The following is a 17,027-nucleotide window of genomic DNA, read 5'->3' as shown; positions in this document are numbered from 1 at the left end:
CGCGGGAACTTCCAAGTCAGACCCGGCGAACGGCCATCGAGCCGTTGGTGCCGCCGAAACCGAAGGAGTTCGACAGACCCACGTCGATCTTCATTTGCCGCGCCTCGTTGGCGCAGTAATCCAGATCGCATTCCGGATCCTGATTGAAGATATTGATCGTGGGAGGCGACACCTGGTTGTACACGGCCAGCGTGGTGAACACGGCTTCGATCCCGCCCGCGGCGCCCAGCAAGTGCCCGGTCATGGACTTGGTCGAGTTGACCACCAGCTTCTTGGCGTGATCGCCGAAAGCCAGCTTCAGCGCCTCGGACTCGTTCTTGTCGCCCAGCGGCGTGGAGGTGCCGTGCGCGTTGACGTACTGAATGTCGTCAAGATTGAGGCCGCCGTTGCGCAGCGCATTGAGAATGCCGCGGCGCGGGCCGTCCTTGTCGGGAGCCGTGATGTGGTGCGCGTCCGAGCTCATGCCGTAGCCAGCGAATTCGCCATAAATGCGCGCGCCGCGCTTCTTGGCGTGTTCGTACTCTTCCAGCACCAGCACGCCGGCGCCCTCGCCCAGCACGAAGCCGTCGCGGTCGCGGTCCCAGGGACGCGAAGCGGTCGTGGGATCGTCGTTGCGCGTCGACAGGGCGCGCATGGCGGCAAAGCCGCCGATGCCCAGCGGAGACACGGTCGATTCGGCGCCGCCCGCCAGCATGACATCCGCATCGCCATACTCGATCAAGCGCGCGGCATCGCCGATGGAATGCAGGCCGGTGGTGCAGGCAGACACGACGGCGTAGCTCGGACCCTTCATGCCGTACGTGATGGAGATATGACCGGAGATCAGGTTGATCAGGGAACCCGGCACGAAGAACGGGGAAATACGGCGCGGACCCTTGGCCAGATATTCGACCTGGGTTTCCTCGATACGCGGCAGTCCGCCGATGCCCGAACCCACGATCACGCCGATGCGTTCGGCGTTGGCTTCGGTGACTTCCAGTCCGCAGTCGCGCCATGCCTGCATGCCCGCTGCCAGGCCGTAATGGATGAAGGTATCCATCTGGCGGGCTTCTTTGGACGAGACATAGGCGCTGATGTCGAAGTCTTTGACTTCGCCGGCGATATGGGTGGTGATGGCCGAGGGATCGAAACGGCTGATGCGGCTGATGCCAGAACGTCCGTTGACGATATTGTCCCAAGCGGTGGTGATGTCGTTGCCCACGGGCGAAACGATACCAAGGCCGGTGATGACGACACGTCGCTTCACGGATGACTCCTCAAACAGACAAAAGAAAGGCGGTTTTCGGGATGCGCTGCGCGCGTGGCGCTCGCGACTACGGGCCAGGCTGCGACACCTGTCCCGCGCGCGAACCACGCGGCATTTTCCTGAAACCGCCCCGATTCCCGGCCAGTCCCGAAAAGACGTTTCGGGCCGCCGGAAAGGTATAGGCTGAGCTTACTGCTTGCCGTGCGAATTGATGTAATCAATCGCTTGTTGCACGGTCGTGATCTTTTCGGCCTCTTCGTCGGGGATCTCGGTCTCGAATTCGTCTTCGAGCGCCATGACCAGTTCGACCATGTCGAGCGAATCGGCACCGAGGTCGTCAAGGAAGGAGGATTCGTTCTTGATCTCGGCTTCGTTCACGCCAAGTTGTTCAGCGACGATCTTCTTGACGCGCTGTTCGATGCTTTCCATGCAGATCTCCAAATGGGAAAAATCCCGCGAATTATAGCCAAGCGCAGAGTAAAGCAACGCCCGGCCGTGACAAAATTACATCGCCCACTGATCTGTCGCCGGCATGGCGCAGGAAGCCGGTGTGCGATGCATCCAATGTGAACCGCGCGCCGGGCCGCCAGCCTGCCGGTGGCCCGATATGCGCGTTTCGCGACTTATTGCATGTACATCCCGCCGTTCACGTGCAGGGTGGTGCCGGTAATGTAACCCGCTTGCGGGCCGGACAAAAATGCGACCGCGTGCGCGATGTCGGCGGGCGCGCCCAGGCGGCCCAGCGGAATCTGCTGCAGCAGCGCCGCCGTCTGGGTTTCGCCCAGCGCGCGCGTCATGTCGGTATCGATGAAGCCCGGCGCCACGCAGTTCACGGTAATGTTGCGGCTGCCCAGCTCGCGCGCCAGCGCGCGCGCCATGCCAGCCACGCCGGCCTTGGCGGCCGCGTAGTTGGCTTGGCCCGGATTGCCCGACGAACCCACCACCGAGGTCACGTTGATGATGCGTCCCCAGCGGGCCTTCATCATGTTGCGCAGCACGCCGCGCGACAGGCGGAAGACCGAGGCCAGGTTGGTGTCGATGACTGCCGACCAATCGTCGTCTTTCATGCGCATTGCCAGCGTATCGCGGGTGATGCCGGCATTATTGACGAGGATGTGGGGGCCGCCGCTTTCCTTGCCCAGCACGTCGATGAGCGCGTCGCAGGCTTCGGCGTTGGTCACGTCCAGCACCACGCCGCGGCCGCCGAATGGCGCCAGCGCCTCGGTGATGGCGGCGGCACCCGACTCGGAAGTGGCGGTGCCGACCACGACGGCGCCACGCGCCGCCAGTTCCAGGGCGATGGCGCGGCCGATGCCGCGCGTGGCGCCCGTCACCAGGGCGGTCTTGCCCTGCAGTTCAGTGGAGTAGTCCATGTCTTTCAGTTTCCGTTGACCGCGGCCAGCGCGGCGTCCAGGGAAGCCGGATCGGTGATGGCCAGGCCGGTGAGTTCGGGGTCGATGCGCTTGGTCAGGCCGGCGAGCACCTTGCCGGGACCGCATTCGATGACGTGCGTGACGCCCTGCGCCTTCATGGCGCGCAGCGTTTCCACCCAACGCACAGGATGCCACGCCTGGCGCACCAGCGCATCGCGGATAGCCCCGGGTTCGACGGGCGATGCCACGTCGACGTTGTTGATCACCGGAATCTGCGGCGCCGACACGTTCACGGCGGCCAGCGCGGTGGCCAACACGTCGGCGGCAGGCTTGAGCAGGCTGGAGTGGAAAGGCGCCGACACCGGCAGCAGCAGCGCGCGCTTGGCGCCGGCGGCCTTGGCCAGCTCACAGGCACGCTCGACGGCAGCCTTGTGGCCGGCGATCACGACCTGGGCGGGCGCATTGAAATTCACGGCCTCCACGACCTCGCCCTGGGCGGCCGAGACGCAGGCGGCGCGCACGGCGTCGTCGTCCAGGCCCAGGATGGCGGCCATGGCGCCAGTGCCCACGGGCACGGCGGCCTGCATGGCGTCGGCGCGCACGCGCACCAGGCGCACGGCGTCTTCCAGCGCCAGCGAACCGGCGGCGGTCAGCGCGGCGTACTCGCCCAGGCTATGACCGGCCACCACGTCGGGCTTGCGGCCGCCAGCGGCCAGCCAGGCGTTGTAGAACGCCACGCCGGCGGTCAGCATGGCGGGCTGAGTGTTGGTGGTCAGATTGAGCTGTTCGACCGGACCCTGCGCGATCAGCGCGGCCAGGTCCTGCCCCAGGGCGGCCGAAGCGCGCGCCACGGAGTCGGTGACGGCGGCCACGCCCGACCAGGCGTCCAGCATGCCGACGGCTTGAGAGCCCTGGCCAGGAAAGACAAAAGCGATTTTCATGGTCATGGTTAAGCGTGTGGATGAATTCTGAGTCTGTGGGAGCGGCAGGCGATCGCGACGGCGGCTTGCGCCGCCCCGCGAGCACCCGCCTCTTACATGCGGGCGAGCACCGAGCCCCAGGTGAAACCGCCGCCCACGCCTTGCATCAGGATGAGCTGGCCGGGCTTGACGCGGCCGTCGCGGCGCGCGGCATCCAGCGCCAGGGGCACGCTGGCCGCGGAGGTATTGGCATGCTGATCGACGGTGATGACGACCTTCTCTGTCGGCACGCTGAGCTTGCGCGCCAGGAAATTCAGGATGCGAACGTTGGCTTGGTGCGGAATCAGCCAGTCCACTTCGCTGACTTCCACGCCGGCCTCGGCGCAGGTGTCGCGCGCGGAGCGGTCCAGCACCGTGACAGCCTGCTTGAAGACGGCCTGGCCATCCATGCGCAGGAAGGGATCACCGGTGACGCTACCGTAGGCGACGTTGCCTTCGGCACTGAGGATCTTGGTCTGCGAGCCATCGGCATGCAGCTGGGCGGCCAGGATGCCGGGCTTGTCGGAAGCCTTGAGGATCACGGCGCCAGCGCCGTCACCGAACAGCACGCAGGTCTTGCGGTCGTTCCAGTCCAGGATGCGCGAGAACACCTCGGCGCCGATGACCAGCGCACAACGGGCGCGGCCGGCGCGGATAAAGCTGTCGGCGGTGGTCAGCGCGTAGACGAAGCCGCTGCACACGGCCTGCACGTCGAAGGCGGCGGAGCCCTTGGCGCCCAGGTTGGCCTGCACCAGGCATGCAGTGCTGGGAAACACGAAGTCCGGCGTGGAGGTCGCCAGGACGATGAGATCGATCTCTGACGCCTCGACGCCGGCGTCAGCCATCGCGCGGCGCGCCGCCTCGGTGGCCAGCTGGCTGGTGGTCACGCCGCGTTCGGCGAGATGACGCTGGCGGATGCCGGTGCGCTCGACGATCCACTCGTCGGAAGTGGCGATATCGCGCGTCGCCAGCTCGGCGGCCAGCGCGTCATTCGAAACCACGCGTTCCGGCAGGAAACTGCCGGTGCCCGCGATCACGGAATATTTCATTGCGGTATCCATCAAGCGATGTCCCCGGCCGCGTTCGGCGCGGGCGCGGAGGCGCCGTCGCCAGACTGAACGCGCCTGGTGATCTGGGCGACCGTCTGCGCGGTGCGCTCCAGCAGTTTACTCACGACGGCTTCGCGGGCGCGCTGCAGGGCGAAGCCGAAGGCGTAGGCGTCCGCCGAACCGTGGCTCTTGATCACGACGCCACGCAAGCCCAGCAAGGCGGCGCCGTTGTAGCGGCGGTTGTCGACGCGGTTGCGCAGGCGGTTGAGCACTGGCTTGGCCAGAGCGCCCGCCAGGAGCGTGATGAGGTTGCGTTTGAATTCCTCGCGGATGACGCTGGACAGCATCTTGGCCAGCCCTTCCACGGACTTGAGCACGACGTTGCCGACGAAGCCGTCGCAGACCACCACGTCGACGGTGCCCTTGAAGATGTCATTGCCTTCCACGTTGCCGTAGAAGTTCAGCGGGCTGGAGCGCAGGAGCTCGGCGGCTTCCTTGACGACCTCGTTGCCCTTGATGACTTCCTCGCCGATGTTGAGCAGCCCCACCGTGGGGTTGTCGCGGTGGTCCACCGCCTGCGTCAGCGCGGCGCCCATGATGGCGAATTGCAGCAGGTGCTCGGCCGTACAGTCCACGTTCGCGCCCAGGTCCAGCACCGTGGTGGCACGGCCGGTCTGGTTCGGAATGGACGTGGCGATCGCCGGGCGGTCGATGCCGTCCAGCGTCTTGAGCACGTAGCGGGAAATGGCCATCCAGGCGCCGGTATTGCCCGCGGAAACGCAGGCGTCGGCGCGCCCGTCCTTGACGGATTGGGCGGCCAGGCGCATGGAGGAGTCTTTCTTGCGGCGCAGGGCGACTTCGACGGGGTCGTCCATCGTGACGACTTCGGAAGCCGCGACGATCTCAAGGCGATCACGGTCGACGCCGCGATGCTCGGAGAGCGCCGCTTCGATGGCGTCGGGAAGCCCGACCAGCAATAGCCGGGTATCCGGAAATTGCCGGGCGAACTCGATCGCAGCCGGAATCGTGACGGGCAGACCGAAGTCTCCGCCCATGCAGTCTATGGCGATGCGTATCACGGGGGCCAGGTATCAGCGCTCAGCCGAAATGGTCCGGGTACGAGTTCGGCCCGGGGGCCTTATTCGTCGGCCTTGGTCTTCAGGACCTTGCGGCCGCGGTAGAAGCCGTTGGGGCTGATGTGGTGACGCAGGTGCGTTTCGCCGGTGGTCGGCTCGATAGCCGTCGACGGGTTAACCAGAAAATCATGCGAACGGTGCATACCGCGCTTGGACGGGGACTTCTTGTTTTGTTGAACAGCCATGATGACTCCTAGAAACGGGGCGCATTGTACGCGATGCGGCCCGATGTTGATCTCAATCTTTGTGCTTCAGTTGTTCCAGCACCGCAAACGGCGACGGACGCTTGACAACGGGCTCTTGGGAAGCATCGCCGTCATTGGCCTGCGCGCCCGGGCATACATCATGCTTGGGCACATACGGAACGCTCAGAATGAGCTCATCCTCGATCTGGGCCAACAGATCGAAATGATGCGACCCCACCACCTTTTCGGGTTGATCAGGCGCAAAACCTTGTCCTTCTTCGCCGTCATCGTCCTCGCCGCTCTCGTCGTCTCCCTGCCCGGAGGCGGAAAACCCATCGTCGAGATCGTCTTCGGACTTGACCAGATGCAGCAGCGTCTGGCTATCGACCGGATAAGCGAACGGCGCATTGCAGCGCTGGCAAATCACAACCGGATTGGCCTGCACATGCAGGTGCAGCAACGGCTCGCCGGCGAGCAAGCCGGACTTGCCTTGTTCGCCGCGCACGGACCAGGTCACCAGACCCGCCGCACCAGCAGACTGCTCGGGCAGCCCATCGGTAAAACGCGTCAGGCGCACCAGCGGCACCGTACCCTGCGCTTCCTTGCCCAATCGGGCAAACGCGAAGGCATCGATGCGATCCACGCCGCCATTGCTCTTGCCGCCCGCGCCCTTGGCACGGCCGCCATTGCCGCCATTCTTGCCGTCAGCGCCACCGCTATCGCCCGAGCCAGGCATGCGCTTGGCGTCCTTGGTCTCGTTGCTCATGTGGTGATGTTCCTGCAAAAATGCCGCAAAACGTTAGATAATACTGTGACTTACGTACTAGCGTCAAATCCCGCATGCCTTCACAGCCTCGCCTGATTCTTGCCTCCAGTTCCCGTTACCGCAAGGAACTGCTTTCCCGTCTGCGCCTGCCCTTCATCGCGATTTCCCCCGATGTGGACGAAACGCCACAACCCGGCGAGACGCCGGAAGCGCTGGCGCTGCGCCTGTCCGTCGCCAAGGCCCAGGCGGTGGTGTCCGCCCACCCCGGCTGCGTCGTTATCGGCTCGGACCAGGTTGCCACCGTGGACGGGCAACCCATCGGCAAACCAGGAGATTTCGAGCGCGCCCGCGTTCAATTGCGGGCGCTGGCCGGCCAGACCGTCGAATTCCACAGCGCGCTGGCCGTTACCGACGGCGTGCGGACCGAAAAGGCAGATATCGTCACCCGCTGCCGCTTCCGCCCGCTGTCCGATCAGGCAATCGACGCCTATCTGCGGGCGGAAGAGCCCTACGATACCGCAGGCAGCGCCAAGGCGGAAAGCCTGGGCATCGCCCTGATGGAGAGCATCCAGAGCGACGACCCGACCGCCATCATCGGGCTGCCCCTGATCGCGCTGACCAGCATGCTGGCACGCTTCGGCCTGGACCCGCTGGCCGCTCCCGGAGCCGCGGCATGAGCGGCGCGCTGCACCTGATTCCCGTCGGCCTGGGCGAAGCGGCGCCGGAGCGCTGGCTGCCGGCCGAGGTCCGCACCCTGGCGGGCAGGCTGGATACCTATATCGCCGAGAACGCCAAGACCGCCCGCGCCTTCCTGAAGCTGGTCGGCACCGAGCGGCCGCTGCAGGAAATCACCATCCACACACTGAGCGACAAGGCAGACGACGGACAGATCCAGTCCTGGCTGCAAAGCGCCCGTCAAGGCGGTGAAATCGGACTGGTTTCCGAGGCGGGCTGCCCCGCCGTCGCCGACCCCGGCGCCAAGGTCGTGGCCGCCGCCCATCGCCTGGGCATCGCGGTGCGACCCTGGGTCGGCCCCTCCTCCATCCTGCTGGGACTGATGGCCAGCGGCCTGGACGGACAGCGCTTCGCCTTCCACGGCTATGCGCCGGTGGACGCGGGCGAGCGAGCCAAGCAGCTGCGCGCCTGGGAGCAGCATTCCGCCCGCCACGACCAGACCCAGTTGCTGATCGAAACCCCCTACCGCAACGCCGCCATGTACGCCACGCTGCTGGCCAGCCTGAAGGGCGACACCCGGCTGTGCGTGGCGCGATCCCTCACCACCAGCGATGAATGGGTAGCCACCCACACCATCGCCGAGTGGAAGAAACTGCCCGCCCCCCAGCTCGACAAGCTGCCCACCCTGTTCCTATTCCTGGCCCGCTGACCATGCTTCGACTTTCCCTCATCCTGGCCGCCGCGGCGGTCCTGGCGGGCTGCGCCACGCGCGGCCCCGCCGGCCTGGACCTGGACACATCGGTAAACGCCGTCAGCCAGAGCAGCCGCGTACGCGCCATCGTGATCCACTACACCACCGAAGACGACGCGCGCTCCATGCAGTTGCTATCCAAGGGCAAGGTCAGCGCGCACTACCTGCTGAGCCCCGCGGGTCGCGCCCACCGCCTGGTCGACGAAACGCGCGCCGCCTGGCACGCCGGCAACAGCTCCTGGTATGGCATCACCGCCATGAACAGCACGTCCATCGGCATCGAACTGGTCAACCCCGGCTGGACCCAGGGCGCGGACGGCGGCCGCGTCTGGCACGCCTATGACGACCGCCAGATCCGCGCCCTGACCATCCTGGTGCGCGACCTGATCCAGCGCCATGGCGTCGCGCCGGAGAACGTGGTGGGCCACAGCGACATCGCGCCGCAGCGCAAGGTGGATCCCGGCCCGCTGTTCCCGTGGAAGCAGCTGGCGGCCGCCGGCATCGGCCGCTGGTACGACGAGGCCGGCGCGGCGGCGCAGCTTGCGCGCCTGCAGGCCGAGCCGCTGCCCGCGCCCGCATGGTTCCAGCAGCAGCTGCAACGCCTGGGCTACGCCAGCCCGCAGACGGGCATGCTGGACCGCACCACCATCAACGTGTTGGCGGCCTTCCAGATGCATTACCGCCCGGCGCGCTACGACGGCCAGCCCGACGCTGAAACCGCGGCGATCATGATGGCGATGCCCTGAGACCCGGCCCCGCCGGCGCGCAAGACCACGCGCGGCGGTCGGCAGCCGCCCGCGCTCAGGAACGGCGCCGCCACCAGTCGGCCACCCGCCAGCCCAGCAGCACCGCCAGCACGGCGGCGTAGATCATGGGCTGTTCCAGGTCGTTCTTGCCCGCCTTGTGCCACCAGTAGTGCAACACCGCCAGCAGGCCGATGGCGTACACCGCCCGATGCAGGCGCTGCCAGCGCTTGCCCAGTCTGCGCATGGCCCATTGCGTGGAGGTGGCCGCCAGCGCCGCCATCAGCACGAAGGCGGCAAAGCCCACTGTGATGAAGGGCCGCTCGCCGATATCGGCCAGCATCTGCCCAGGGTCGAATCCCCGGTCCCACCAGACCCAGGCCATGAAATGCAGGAAGCCGTAGAAGAAGGCAAACAGCCCGCACATGCGGCGCAGGCGCACCAGCGCCGGCTGCCCGGTCAGACGGCGCAAAGGCGTGATGGCCAGCGTGACCAGCAGGCACACCAGGGTCCAGGTGCCGGACGAACGGGTCAGGAACTCCACCGGATTGGCCGTCAAGCCGTTGTTCAGCCCCAGCCAGATCCAGCGGGCGAAAGGCGTCAGCCCCAGCAGGAACAGCGCGGGCTTGACGCGCCCGACCGCAAGCGCCGACCACTGGGCCTTGGGCGTAGCGGCATCGCGACGCGTTTCGGCCGCCGTGGAAGCGTGGGGAGCGGGCGCGCCGGTCCGGGCCATGCGCGCCTCAGTAATTGGCCTTCAGATCCATGCCCTGATAAAGGGCCGCGACCTGATCCGCATAGCCATTGAACGGCAGCGTCTTGCGCTTCGGACTGAACAGGCCATCCTCGCCGATGCGCCGCTCGCTGGCCTGGCTCCAGCGCGGATGTGGCACGGCCGGATTCACATTGGCGTAGAAGCCGTACTCCTGCGGCGCGGCCTTGATCCAGGAAGACACCGGCTGCTTTTCGACCAGCCGGATCTTGACCAGCGACTTGGCCGACTTGAAGCCGTACTTCCACGGCACCGCCAGCCGCAAAGGCGCGCCATTCTGATTGGGCAGGACCTTGCCGTACAGGCCGAACACCAGCATGGCCAGCGGGTGCATGGCTTCGTCGATGCGCAGGCCTTCCACGTACGGCCAGTCCAGCACCGCCGCGCGCACGCCCGGCATGTTGTCGCGCTGCACGACGGTCACGAACTCGACGTACTTCGCATTGGCGGTCGGCTCGACCTGCTTGAGCAGGGCGGACAGCGAATAGCCCACCCAGGGAATGACCATGGACCAGCCTTCGACGCAACGCAGCCGATAGACCCGCTCTTCCATGGGCGCGAGCTTGAGCAGCGCTTCGATATCGAAGGTGCGCGGCTTGCCGACCTCGCCTTCGACGCTCACAGCCCAGGGGCGCGTCTGCAACTTGCCCGCATGGGCCGCCGGGTCGCTCTTGTCCAGACCGAATTCATAGTAGTTGTTGTAGGACGTGATATCAGACAGGGACGTCTGCTTGTCCATGACGCTCAGGGGGCTCGCCTGCCCGGGCAGCGCACCCAATTCGCCCGCAGACGCACTCGCGGCCCGGGCGCGGCTCGTCCACCCCGACAAGCCCAGGCCCGCGGCGGCGACGCCCGCCCCCAGGATCAGGTCACGCCGGGCGCGCCAGACCCGTTCGGGCGTGATCTCGGACGGCAGGATGGCGTCGGGCTTGCGTATCAGCATCGTGATCTCCGAAGTCGGCGGCCGCGGAAAACACGCGGCGCAATCCATGGACGACTGTGCGCCCCATGATATTCCGCGCCTGACGAAATGCGCCGATCTTCAGCCCGCACCCGCCCGGCACGTCCCACCAGGCAGATAGACCGGATCAGGAGCAAGACGTTCCGGAGCACGATGACACGGCTCCGCCGGATCACGGGGATTCCGGTTGAAGGAAACGTCGCCGGCGAGCATCGACCCGCGATCAGGCGGCGGCGCGCACCCGGTCAAGCAGCCACTCGCGAACCAGCGGCACGCTGCCCAGCACGGCCTGGGGCGAGCAACCTTCGAGTTCCTTCAGGGTGTGTGCGCCGTAGGTCACGCCCAGCCCATGCACGCCGGCGTTCACGGCCATCTGCAGGTCGTGCGAGGTGTCCCCCACCATCAACACCTGTTCCGGCGCCACGTCCAATTCCTGCATCAGCTCATGCAGCATGGCCGGATGCGGCTTGCTGAAGGTCTCGTCGGCGGTGCGGGTGGCGGCGAACCTGGGCCCCAGGCCGGTGGCGGCCAACGCGCGGTTCAGGCCGACACGGCTCTTGCCGGTCGCCACGGCCAGTTGGATGCCCTGCCCGGCCAGCGCATCCAGCATCTCGGGCACGCCGTCGAACAGGCGCAGCTCGGGATCACGCAGCAGGTAGTGGGTGCGATAGCGTTCAAGGAAGCGCGGCACCATGGCCTGCGTCAGTTCGGGCACCGCGCGGCGCAGCGCGCTTTCCAGGGACAGACCGATGACCCAGCTGGCATCGGAAGCCGAGGGCACGGGCAGTTCCAGATCACGGCAGGCGCCTTGGATGGCGGCCACGATGCTGTGGGTGGAATCCATCAAGGTGCCGTCCCAATCGAACACCACCAGCGTATACATAGACATCAGACAGACTCCAACTGTTTCAACAACTTCAGGCACGCGGGGGGCAAATCCGCCGTCAGCGTCAGGGTTTCGCCCGTCAGCGGATGCGCCAGCGTCAGGCGATGCGCATGCAGGAACATGCGCCCGAATCCCTGGCGCGAAAACTGCGCCCGGACCTCGTCATTGCCATACTTGTCGTCGCCCACGATGGGAAACCCGCTGGAAGCCAGGTGGACCCGGATCTGGTGGGTACGCCCCGTGCGCAACTCCGCGTCCACCAGGCTGTAACCGCCGAAACGCTGCTTCAGGCTGACGATAGTATGCGCACGTTGGCCGTCCGGATCCACCTTGACCCGGCGCTCGCCGCTCTGCGTGGTCCATTTGGACAGGCTCAGCTTGATGTGCTGGCGGTCGTTGACCCAATCGCCTTCGACCAGCGCCAGGTAGTGCTTCTCGCCCTTGCCCTCGCGCAGCATGGCATGCAGGGCCAGCAGCGCGTTGCGCTTCTTGGCTACCATGAGCAGGCCCGAGGTTTCCCGATCCAGCCGGTGGACCAGTTCCAGGAATTTCGCCTGCGGCCGGGCGGCGCGCAACTGCTCGATCACGCCAAAAGACACGCCGCTGCCGCCGTGGACCGCCACGCCGGCAGGCTTGTCGACCACCAGCATGGCGTCGTCCTCGTAGACCACCGGAAACTCGGCGGCCGGAACGGGCTTGGGCGCGCCGGGATCGGGCAGCCTCAGGGGCGGAATGCGAACAATGTCGCCCTCGGCCACCCGGTAATCGGCCTGGCTACGTCCCTTGTTTACCCGCACCTCGCCGCCGCGGATCGCCTTATAGATATGCGTCTTGGGCACGCCTTTACACAGCCGCAGCAGGTAATTGTCCAGGCGTTGGCCGGCATGTTCGGCGTCGACCTCGACCATTCGGACGGCGGGGGGGCTTGCAGGGGAGGAAGTTTCTTTGCGCATTGCGGAAAGCGACATATAATCGGGACAGCCTTAAGGGGCTGAACTAGCCGCCTGGCGTAGAGATGCAACAAGTACGCAACTCCGTCGAGCGCGCGGGCCGCCATTGTACTGCCTGCTGATTCAACCCCTGGGTCTCTTGGTCGCCGGCGCAACCGCGGCCTGCCGGACAGTGGTGTGGCATTCACTTTTTGCCCGCTGTCGCCGCAGGTCCGTTGCTTGCCGCAAGCGCCCTGAAGCATCGCAAGAATCGTCGCATCTACTATTTAAAGCACCAGTTGCGCGTCGGCATCCATTCCTGCCGCAACTGACGTTCACAGCACATTCCGTCAAACCACACTCAGTGAAGCTGACCCTCCTGCTGACAGAACCCCGTGCCGTACGGCACGACGTGCCCGCCTGACTCGCGGCGGATACGCCTGGGCGCCGCCCAGGTACGGTCCGCATTCTTCTTGCCCGCTTCAGCCGCTGCGCCCGAGTGACCCGAGGTCACGCGCCGATATCGGCGCGTCATGACAACGGAGAACCCCTCTCATGAAGCGCATGCTGTTCAATGCGACGCACCAGGAAGAATTGCGCGTCGCTATCGTTGATGGGCAGAAGCTCATCGACCTCGACATCGAGACTGCCGGCCGCGAACAACGCAAAGGCAACATCTACAAAGGTGTCATCACCCGCATCGAACCCGGCCTCGAAGCCTGCTTCGTCAACTACGGCGAAGACCGTCACGGCTTCCTGCCCTTCAAGGAAGTGGCCCGCAGCTACTTCAAGGAAGGCGTGGACGTGCGCAGCGCGCGCATCCAGGACGCCCTGCGCGAAGGCCAGGAACTGATCGTCCAGGTTGAAAAGGAAGAGCGCGGCAACAAGGGCGCTGCCCTGACCACGTTCATCTCGCTGGCCGGCCGCTACCTGGTCCTGATGCCCAACAACCCCCGTGGCGGTGGCGTTTCGCGCCGCGTCGAGGGCGAGGACCGCCAGGAACTGCGCGACACGATGGAGCAGCTCGAGCTGCCCCAGGGCATGAGCATCATCGCCCGCACCGCCGGCATCGGCCGCAACGTCGAAGAACTCCAGTGGGACCTGTCCTACCTGTTGCAGCTCTGGACGGCGATCGACGGCGCGGCGCGCGACAATTCCGCGCCCATCCTGATCTATCTCGAGTCCAGCCTGGTCATCCGCGCCATCCGCGACTATTTCTCCCCGGAAATCGGTGAAATCCTCATCGACACCGACGAGATCGCCGACCAGGCCACCGCGTTCATGAGCGTGGTGATGCCGGACAACGTCCAGCGCGTCAAGCGCTACCGCGACGACATCCCGCTGTTCTCGCGTTTCCAGATCGAACACCAGATCGAAACGGCCTACTCCCGCACCGTGCAGCTGCCGTCCGGCGGCGCCGTGGTCATCGACCACACCGAGGCGCTGGTGTCCGTGGACGTCAACTCGGCCCGCTCCACCCGCGGCGCCGACATCGAGGAAACCGCGCTGCGCACCAACGTGGAAGCGGCCGACGAAGTGGCCCGCCAGCTGCGCCTGCGCGACCTGGGCGGCCTGATCGTCATCGACTTCATCGACATGGAGGACAGCAAGAACCAGCGCGCCGTCGAACAGCGTCTGCGTGATGCCCTGCATTTCGACCGCGCCCGCGTGCAGATGGGCAAGATCTCCCGTTTCGGCCTGATGGAACTGTCGCGCCAGCGCCTGCGTCCGGCCCTGAACGAAGGCTCGCACATCACCTGCCCGCGCTGCAACGGCACCGGCGTGATCCGCGACGCGGAGTCCAGCGCCCTGCACGTCCTGCGCCTGCTGCAGGAAGAGGCCATGAAGGAAAACACCGCGGCGGTGCACGCCCAGGTGCCGGTGGACGTGGCCACCTACCTGCTGAACGAAAAGCGCTCCGACATCACCAAGATGGAAGCGCGCCTGAAGGTCAACCTGCTGCTGATTCCCAACAAGCATCTGGAAACGCCGCATCACCACATCGAGCGCCTGCGTCATGACGACCCGCGCCTCGAGGAAGTGAAGACCAGCTTCGAGTTGGTCGAGGCCCCGTCCACGGATGCCGCCTGGCAGCCGCGCGAGCACGAGATCAAGAGCCGTCCGGAAGCGCTGGTTAAGGGCATCACGCCCTCGCAACCCGCGCCCGTGTCCACGCCCGCCCCGGCGCCGGCCGCCGCTGCGCCCGCTCCTGCCGCCTCCGGCGGCCTGGGCGGCCTGTTCAAGCGTCTGGTCGGCTGGCTGACCGGCAATGGCGACAGCGCCAAGCCCGCTGCCACCCCCGCTGCCCAGGAAGACACCGCCAAGCGCGGCGCCTCCGGCCGCGGCAAGGGCCGCCACGATGGCCAGGACCGCCGCGGCGAACGCCATGGCTCTGACCGCAACCGCAACCTCCGCAATGAAGCGCGCGGCGACAGCGCTGAAGGCGCCGAAGGCGGCCGCCAGCACGTGCGCGGCAACCGCCGTGCCGAAGGCGAGCGCGCCGAGCGGCCGGAACGCGCCGAACGGCCGGAACGTGGCGAGCGCCAGGGCCGTAACGAAGCCCGCGCCGATCGCGACCAGGCCGCGCTGGCCAACAACCGCCCCGAGCAGGCAGCCGAGGCTGCTGGCGATGACGCCGGCGCCGGCCGCAATCGCCGTCGCGGCCGTGGCCGCAACCGCCGCGAGGAAGGCCAGTCCGACGCGCCGATGAGCGAACAGGAAAGCATGGTCGCGGCGCTGGCCCAGACCGTGGCCACCGCCCTGCCCGACGCCAAGCCCGCCGCTCCTGCCGCTGAAGCCGCTCCCGTGGCCGCCCTCCAGGAACAGACGGATGCCATCGAGCAAACGGAAGACGGCATCGCGCTGGCCGAAGGCGCCGAAGGCGCGGCAGATCCCGAGCGCAAGCGCCGCCGCCGCCGCAGCCGCCGCGGCCGCCGCAGCCAAGACGAGAACGGCCTGATCGGCAGCGACGAACAGCTGGATGACGCTGGTGACGAGGACAATGGCGCCGAGGCTGTCCAGGCCCAGGCTCCCGCTGAATCGGCTGAAACGCCTGCTCAGCCGCAAGCCGCCGCGCCTGCTGAAGAAGCCGTTCAGGCCGCTCAGGCCGAAGCTGCTCCGGCAGTCGAGCAAGCCGTCAAGGCCGAGCCGGTTCAGGCGACGCCCGTCGAGCCCGTGGTCACGCAAGCGCAGCCGCGCGACGAAGCCCCGGCCCCCGTGGCCGTGGAACCCGCCGCAGCACCCGCGCCTGTTACCGCACCCGTTCCCGCACCGGTCGAAGCGCCCGCCGTCGAACCCGTGGTGACGCAAGTTGCCGCGCCGGCAGCACAAGCGCCCGCTCCGGTCGAACCCGTGGCCGCTGCCCCGGCTCCCGCCGCCGCTCCGGCCCCGGCGGTTGCCGAGCAGCCCATCGTCATCCCGGCGGCAACGCCGTCCGCCAAGGCCCAGGCCCTGCACGACGTCGTCAACGCCGCTGGCCTGCAATGGGTGGAAACCGATCCGGACCGCCATGCGCAAACGCAGCTGCGTATCGCCGCCGCGCACACGCCGGCCCGCCTGGGTCGTGAGCGCAAGGCCGTGCCGTCCGTTTCGAATGAACCGCTGGTTCAGGTAGAAACGCGCCACTGAGCCGCGCCCTGAGAAAGAGCCCCCGCCGTAAAGCGGGGGCTTTTTTTTGCGTGCTCGCTGAAGGAGCTATCGGTTGAGGCGCCAGCGGCAAGACACCACGCGGCTCATCCCTCATCGGCAGCGCCCCCCCCCCCCTGCCGTTTCGCCTTGGCCCCAATAAAAAACCCCACAGGCTTTGCCTGCGGGGTTGGCGCTGACCGGTCCTGGCGAGAAAGCTCCCGCCCGGCTTCGATCAGAACTGGTACGTATAGGTGACTTGCACCATATCCAGGCCCGGATTCGGGCGCTTGATGCTGGCGTTGGAGAAGTGCGAATAGCGCAGGCCGATGCGGTTGTTCGGCGTCAACAGGAAACCCAGGCCGACGTGATCGCCGAACTGGAAGGCCGTGCTGATGTTCTCGTTGGCGAAGCGGGTAGTCGAGAACAGCGTGGCGCCAATGCCTGCTTCCAGGTAGAAGCGCTCGCCGGTCCACCAGCGGAACATGGGAATGGCGCTGAATTGCCAGGCATGGCCCGGCGTGCGCGAACCGTCGGCTGTCCAGTAGGACGCGCCGAATTCCGGCGTCAGATCCAGACGCCCCCAGTTGCCGCCGAACTGGTGCGTCCAGACCGAAGCCGTTTCATAGTTCAACGTGTAGCGCTTGTAGTGGTCACCGACCCCGTAGTGCAGGCTGACGCCGCCCTGGGTGCCTTCGGATTGAGCGCTCGCAACAGTGGCAAGGCCAGTCAGCGCCAACCCGACCAGGCTCGCCAACATTTTCTTCTTGTTCAACTGCATTGGGTGACTCCGTAATCTGTAAAAATGCTTATAGCAGCTGTCAAAACATTATCAAAATTCGGGCCGCATTGCTGCGTTTATGTCTCACAGCTGCAACATTCTCAGTGGAAAACTCTGTTCCGAAAATCCACCTATTGACCGGAACCTGTCCGAACGCAAACGGCAATAAAAAAGCCGGCGGCCCTCAGGCC

Annotated in this window: 17 protein-coding genes; 4 read left to right on the top strand and 13 right to left on the bottom strand. The window is 66.4% G+C overall.

Features of this window, described 5'->3' with window-relative positions:
- Positions 1 to 16: 16 nt before the first annotated feature.
- From fabF to AC6LJ9_RS20900, 8 genes are all read right to left on the bottom strand, one after another.
- Positions 17 to 1,246: a beta-ketoacyl-ACP synthase II gene (gene fabF, locus AC6LJ9_RS20935; RefSeq protein WP_498149070.1), complete on the bottom strand. Its 1,230-nt coding sequence runs from the start codon at positions 1,244 to 1,246 to the stop codon at positions 17 to 19.
- 189 nt (positions 1,247 to 1,435) lie between these two features.
- Positions 1,436 to 1,675, bottom strand: a complete 240-nt coding sequence (gene acpP, locus AC6LJ9_RS20930) for an acyl carrier protein (RefSeq protein ID WP_003813816.1) — start codon at positions 1,673 to 1,675, stop codon at positions 1,436 to 1,438.
- 194 nt (positions 1,676 to 1,869) lie between these two features.
- The gene (fabG, locus tag AC6LJ9_RS20925; protein WP_498149069.1) at positions 1,870 to 2,619 is read right to left on the bottom strand and encodes a 3-oxoacyl-ACP reductase FabG; all 750 of its coding nucleotides are present in this window, start codon (positions 2,617 to 2,619) and stop codon (positions 1,870 to 1,872) included.
- Positions 2,620 to 2,624: 5 nt separating this feature from the next.
- The gene (fabD, locus tag AC6LJ9_RS20920) at positions 2,625 to 3,560 is read right to left on the bottom strand and encodes an ACP S-malonyltransferase (protein ID WP_212315329.1); all 936 of its coding nucleotides are present in this window, start codon (positions 3,558 to 3,560) and stop codon (positions 2,625 to 2,627) included.
- Positions 3,561 to 3,652: 92 nt separating this feature from the next.
- Positions 3,653 to 4,639: a beta-ketoacyl-ACP synthase III gene (locus AC6LJ9_RS20915; RefSeq protein WP_212315311.1), complete on the bottom strand. Its 987-nt coding sequence runs from the start codon at positions 4,637 to 4,639 to the stop codon at positions 3,653 to 3,655.
- Positions 4,639 to 5,706 carry a phosphate acyltransferase PlsX gene (gene plsX / locus AC6LJ9_RS20910; RefSeq protein ID WP_103273135.1) on the bottom strand — a complete coding sequence of 356 codons (1,068 nt, stop codon included), beginning with the start codon at positions 5,704 to 5,706 and terminating at the stop codon, positions 4,639 to 4,641. The genes AC6LJ9_RS20915 and plsX overlap by 1 nt, the downstream gene beginning before the upstream one ends.
- A gap of 59 nt (positions 5,707 to 5,765) precedes the next feature.
- On the bottom strand, positions 5,766 to 5,948 hold the full coding sequence (rpmF, locus tag AC6LJ9_RS20905; protein ID WP_006389284.1) for a 50S ribosomal protein L32: 183 nt from the start codon (positions 5,946 to 5,948) through the stop codon (positions 5,766 to 5,768).
- Positions 5,949 to 6,000: 52 nt separating this feature from the next.
- The gene (locus tag AC6LJ9_RS20900) at positions 6,001 to 6,684 is read right to left on the bottom strand and encodes a YceD family protein (protein WP_498149082.1); all 684 of its coding nucleotides are present in this window, start codon (positions 6,682 to 6,684) and stop codon (positions 6,001 to 6,003) included.
- Between the two features lie 104 nt (positions 6,685 to 6,788).
- Between AC6LJ9_RS20900 and AC6LJ9_RS20895 the strand changes: the two genes are divergently transcribed.
- The 3 genes from AC6LJ9_RS20895 to AC6LJ9_RS20885 are packed head-to-tail and all read left to right on the top strand — an operon-like array spanning position 6,789 to position 8,886.
- The gene (locus AC6LJ9_RS20895) at positions 6,789 to 7,391 is read left to right on the top strand and encodes a Maf-like protein (protein ID WP_498149068.1); all 603 of its coding nucleotides are present in this window, start codon (positions 6,789 to 6,791) and stop codon (positions 7,389 to 7,391) included.
- The gene (locus AC6LJ9_RS20890) at positions 7,388 to 8,098 is read left to right on the top strand and encodes an SAM-dependent methyltransferase (RefSeq protein WP_498149067.1); all 711 of its coding nucleotides are present in this window, start codon (positions 7,388 to 7,390) and stop codon (positions 8,096 to 8,098) included. Before AC6LJ9_RS20895 ends, AC6LJ9_RS20890 begins: the two co-directional genes overlap by 4 nt.
- A 2-nt stretch (positions 8,099 to 8,100) precedes the next feature.
- Entirely contained in the window at positions 8,101 to 8,886 is a 786-nt protein-coding gene (locus AC6LJ9_RS20885) for an N-acetylmuramoyl-L-alanine amidase (protein ID WP_498149066.1), read from the top strand.
- A gap of 55 nt (positions 8,887 to 8,941) precedes the next feature.
- Here AC6LJ9_RS20885 and msrQ read toward each other — a convergent pair whose 3' ends face one another.
- The 4 genes from msrQ to AC6LJ9_RS20865 form a co-directional block, all read right to left on the bottom strand.
- Positions 8,942 to 9,619 (bottom strand): protein-methionine-sulfoxide reductase heme-binding subunit MsrQ, encoded by a 678-nt coding sequence (gene msrQ / locus AC6LJ9_RS20880; RefSeq protein ID WP_498149065.1) that lies wholly within the window; start codon positions 9,617 to 9,619, stop codon positions 8,942 to 8,944.
- A 7-nt stretch (positions 9,620 to 9,626) separates the two neighbouring features.
- A complete protein-coding gene (msrP, locus tag AC6LJ9_RS20875; RefSeq protein ID WP_498149064.1) occupies positions 9,627 to 10,598 on the bottom strand; it encodes a protein-methionine-sulfoxide reductase catalytic subunit MsrP in 972 nt (323 codons plus the stop codon).
- Positions 10,599 to 10,839: 241 nt separating this feature from the next.
- Positions 10,840 to 11,505 (bottom strand): HAD family hydrolase, encoded by a 666-nt coding sequence (locus tag AC6LJ9_RS20870; protein WP_212315323.1) that lies wholly within the window; start codon positions 11,503 to 11,505, stop codon positions 10,840 to 10,842.
- On the bottom strand, positions 11,505 to 12,470 hold the full coding sequence (locus AC6LJ9_RS20865) for an RluA family pseudouridine synthase (protein WP_212315325.1): 966 nt from the start codon (positions 12,468 to 12,470) through the stop codon (positions 11,505 to 11,507). The genes AC6LJ9_RS20870 and AC6LJ9_RS20865 overlap by 1 nt, the downstream gene beginning before the upstream one ends.
- 516 nt (positions 12,471 to 12,986) lie before the next feature.
- On the opposite strand from AC6LJ9_RS20865, the gene AC6LJ9_RS20860 reads away from it, so the two are divergent.
- Positions 12,987 to 16,058: an Rne/Rng family ribonuclease gene (locus tag AC6LJ9_RS20860; RefSeq protein ID WP_498149063.1), complete on the top strand. Its 3,072-nt coding sequence runs from the start codon at positions 12,987 to 12,989 to the stop codon at positions 16,056 to 16,058.
- A 232-nt stretch (positions 16,059 to 16,290) separates the two neighbouring features.
- On the opposite strand, the gene AC6LJ9_RS20855 is transcribed toward AC6LJ9_RS20860, so the two are convergent.
- Positions 16,291 to 16,836 carry an acyloxyacyl hydrolase gene (locus tag AC6LJ9_RS20855; protein WP_498149062.1) on the bottom strand — a complete coding sequence of 182 codons (546 nt, stop codon included), beginning with the start codon at positions 16,834 to 16,836 and terminating at the stop codon, positions 16,291 to 16,293.
- Positions 16,837 to 17,027: the final 191 nt, after the last annotated feature.

Source organism: Achromobacter sp. 1011811831 (assembly GCF_059760905.1).
This window is presented reverse-complemented; position numbering and strand designations above follow the sequence as displayed.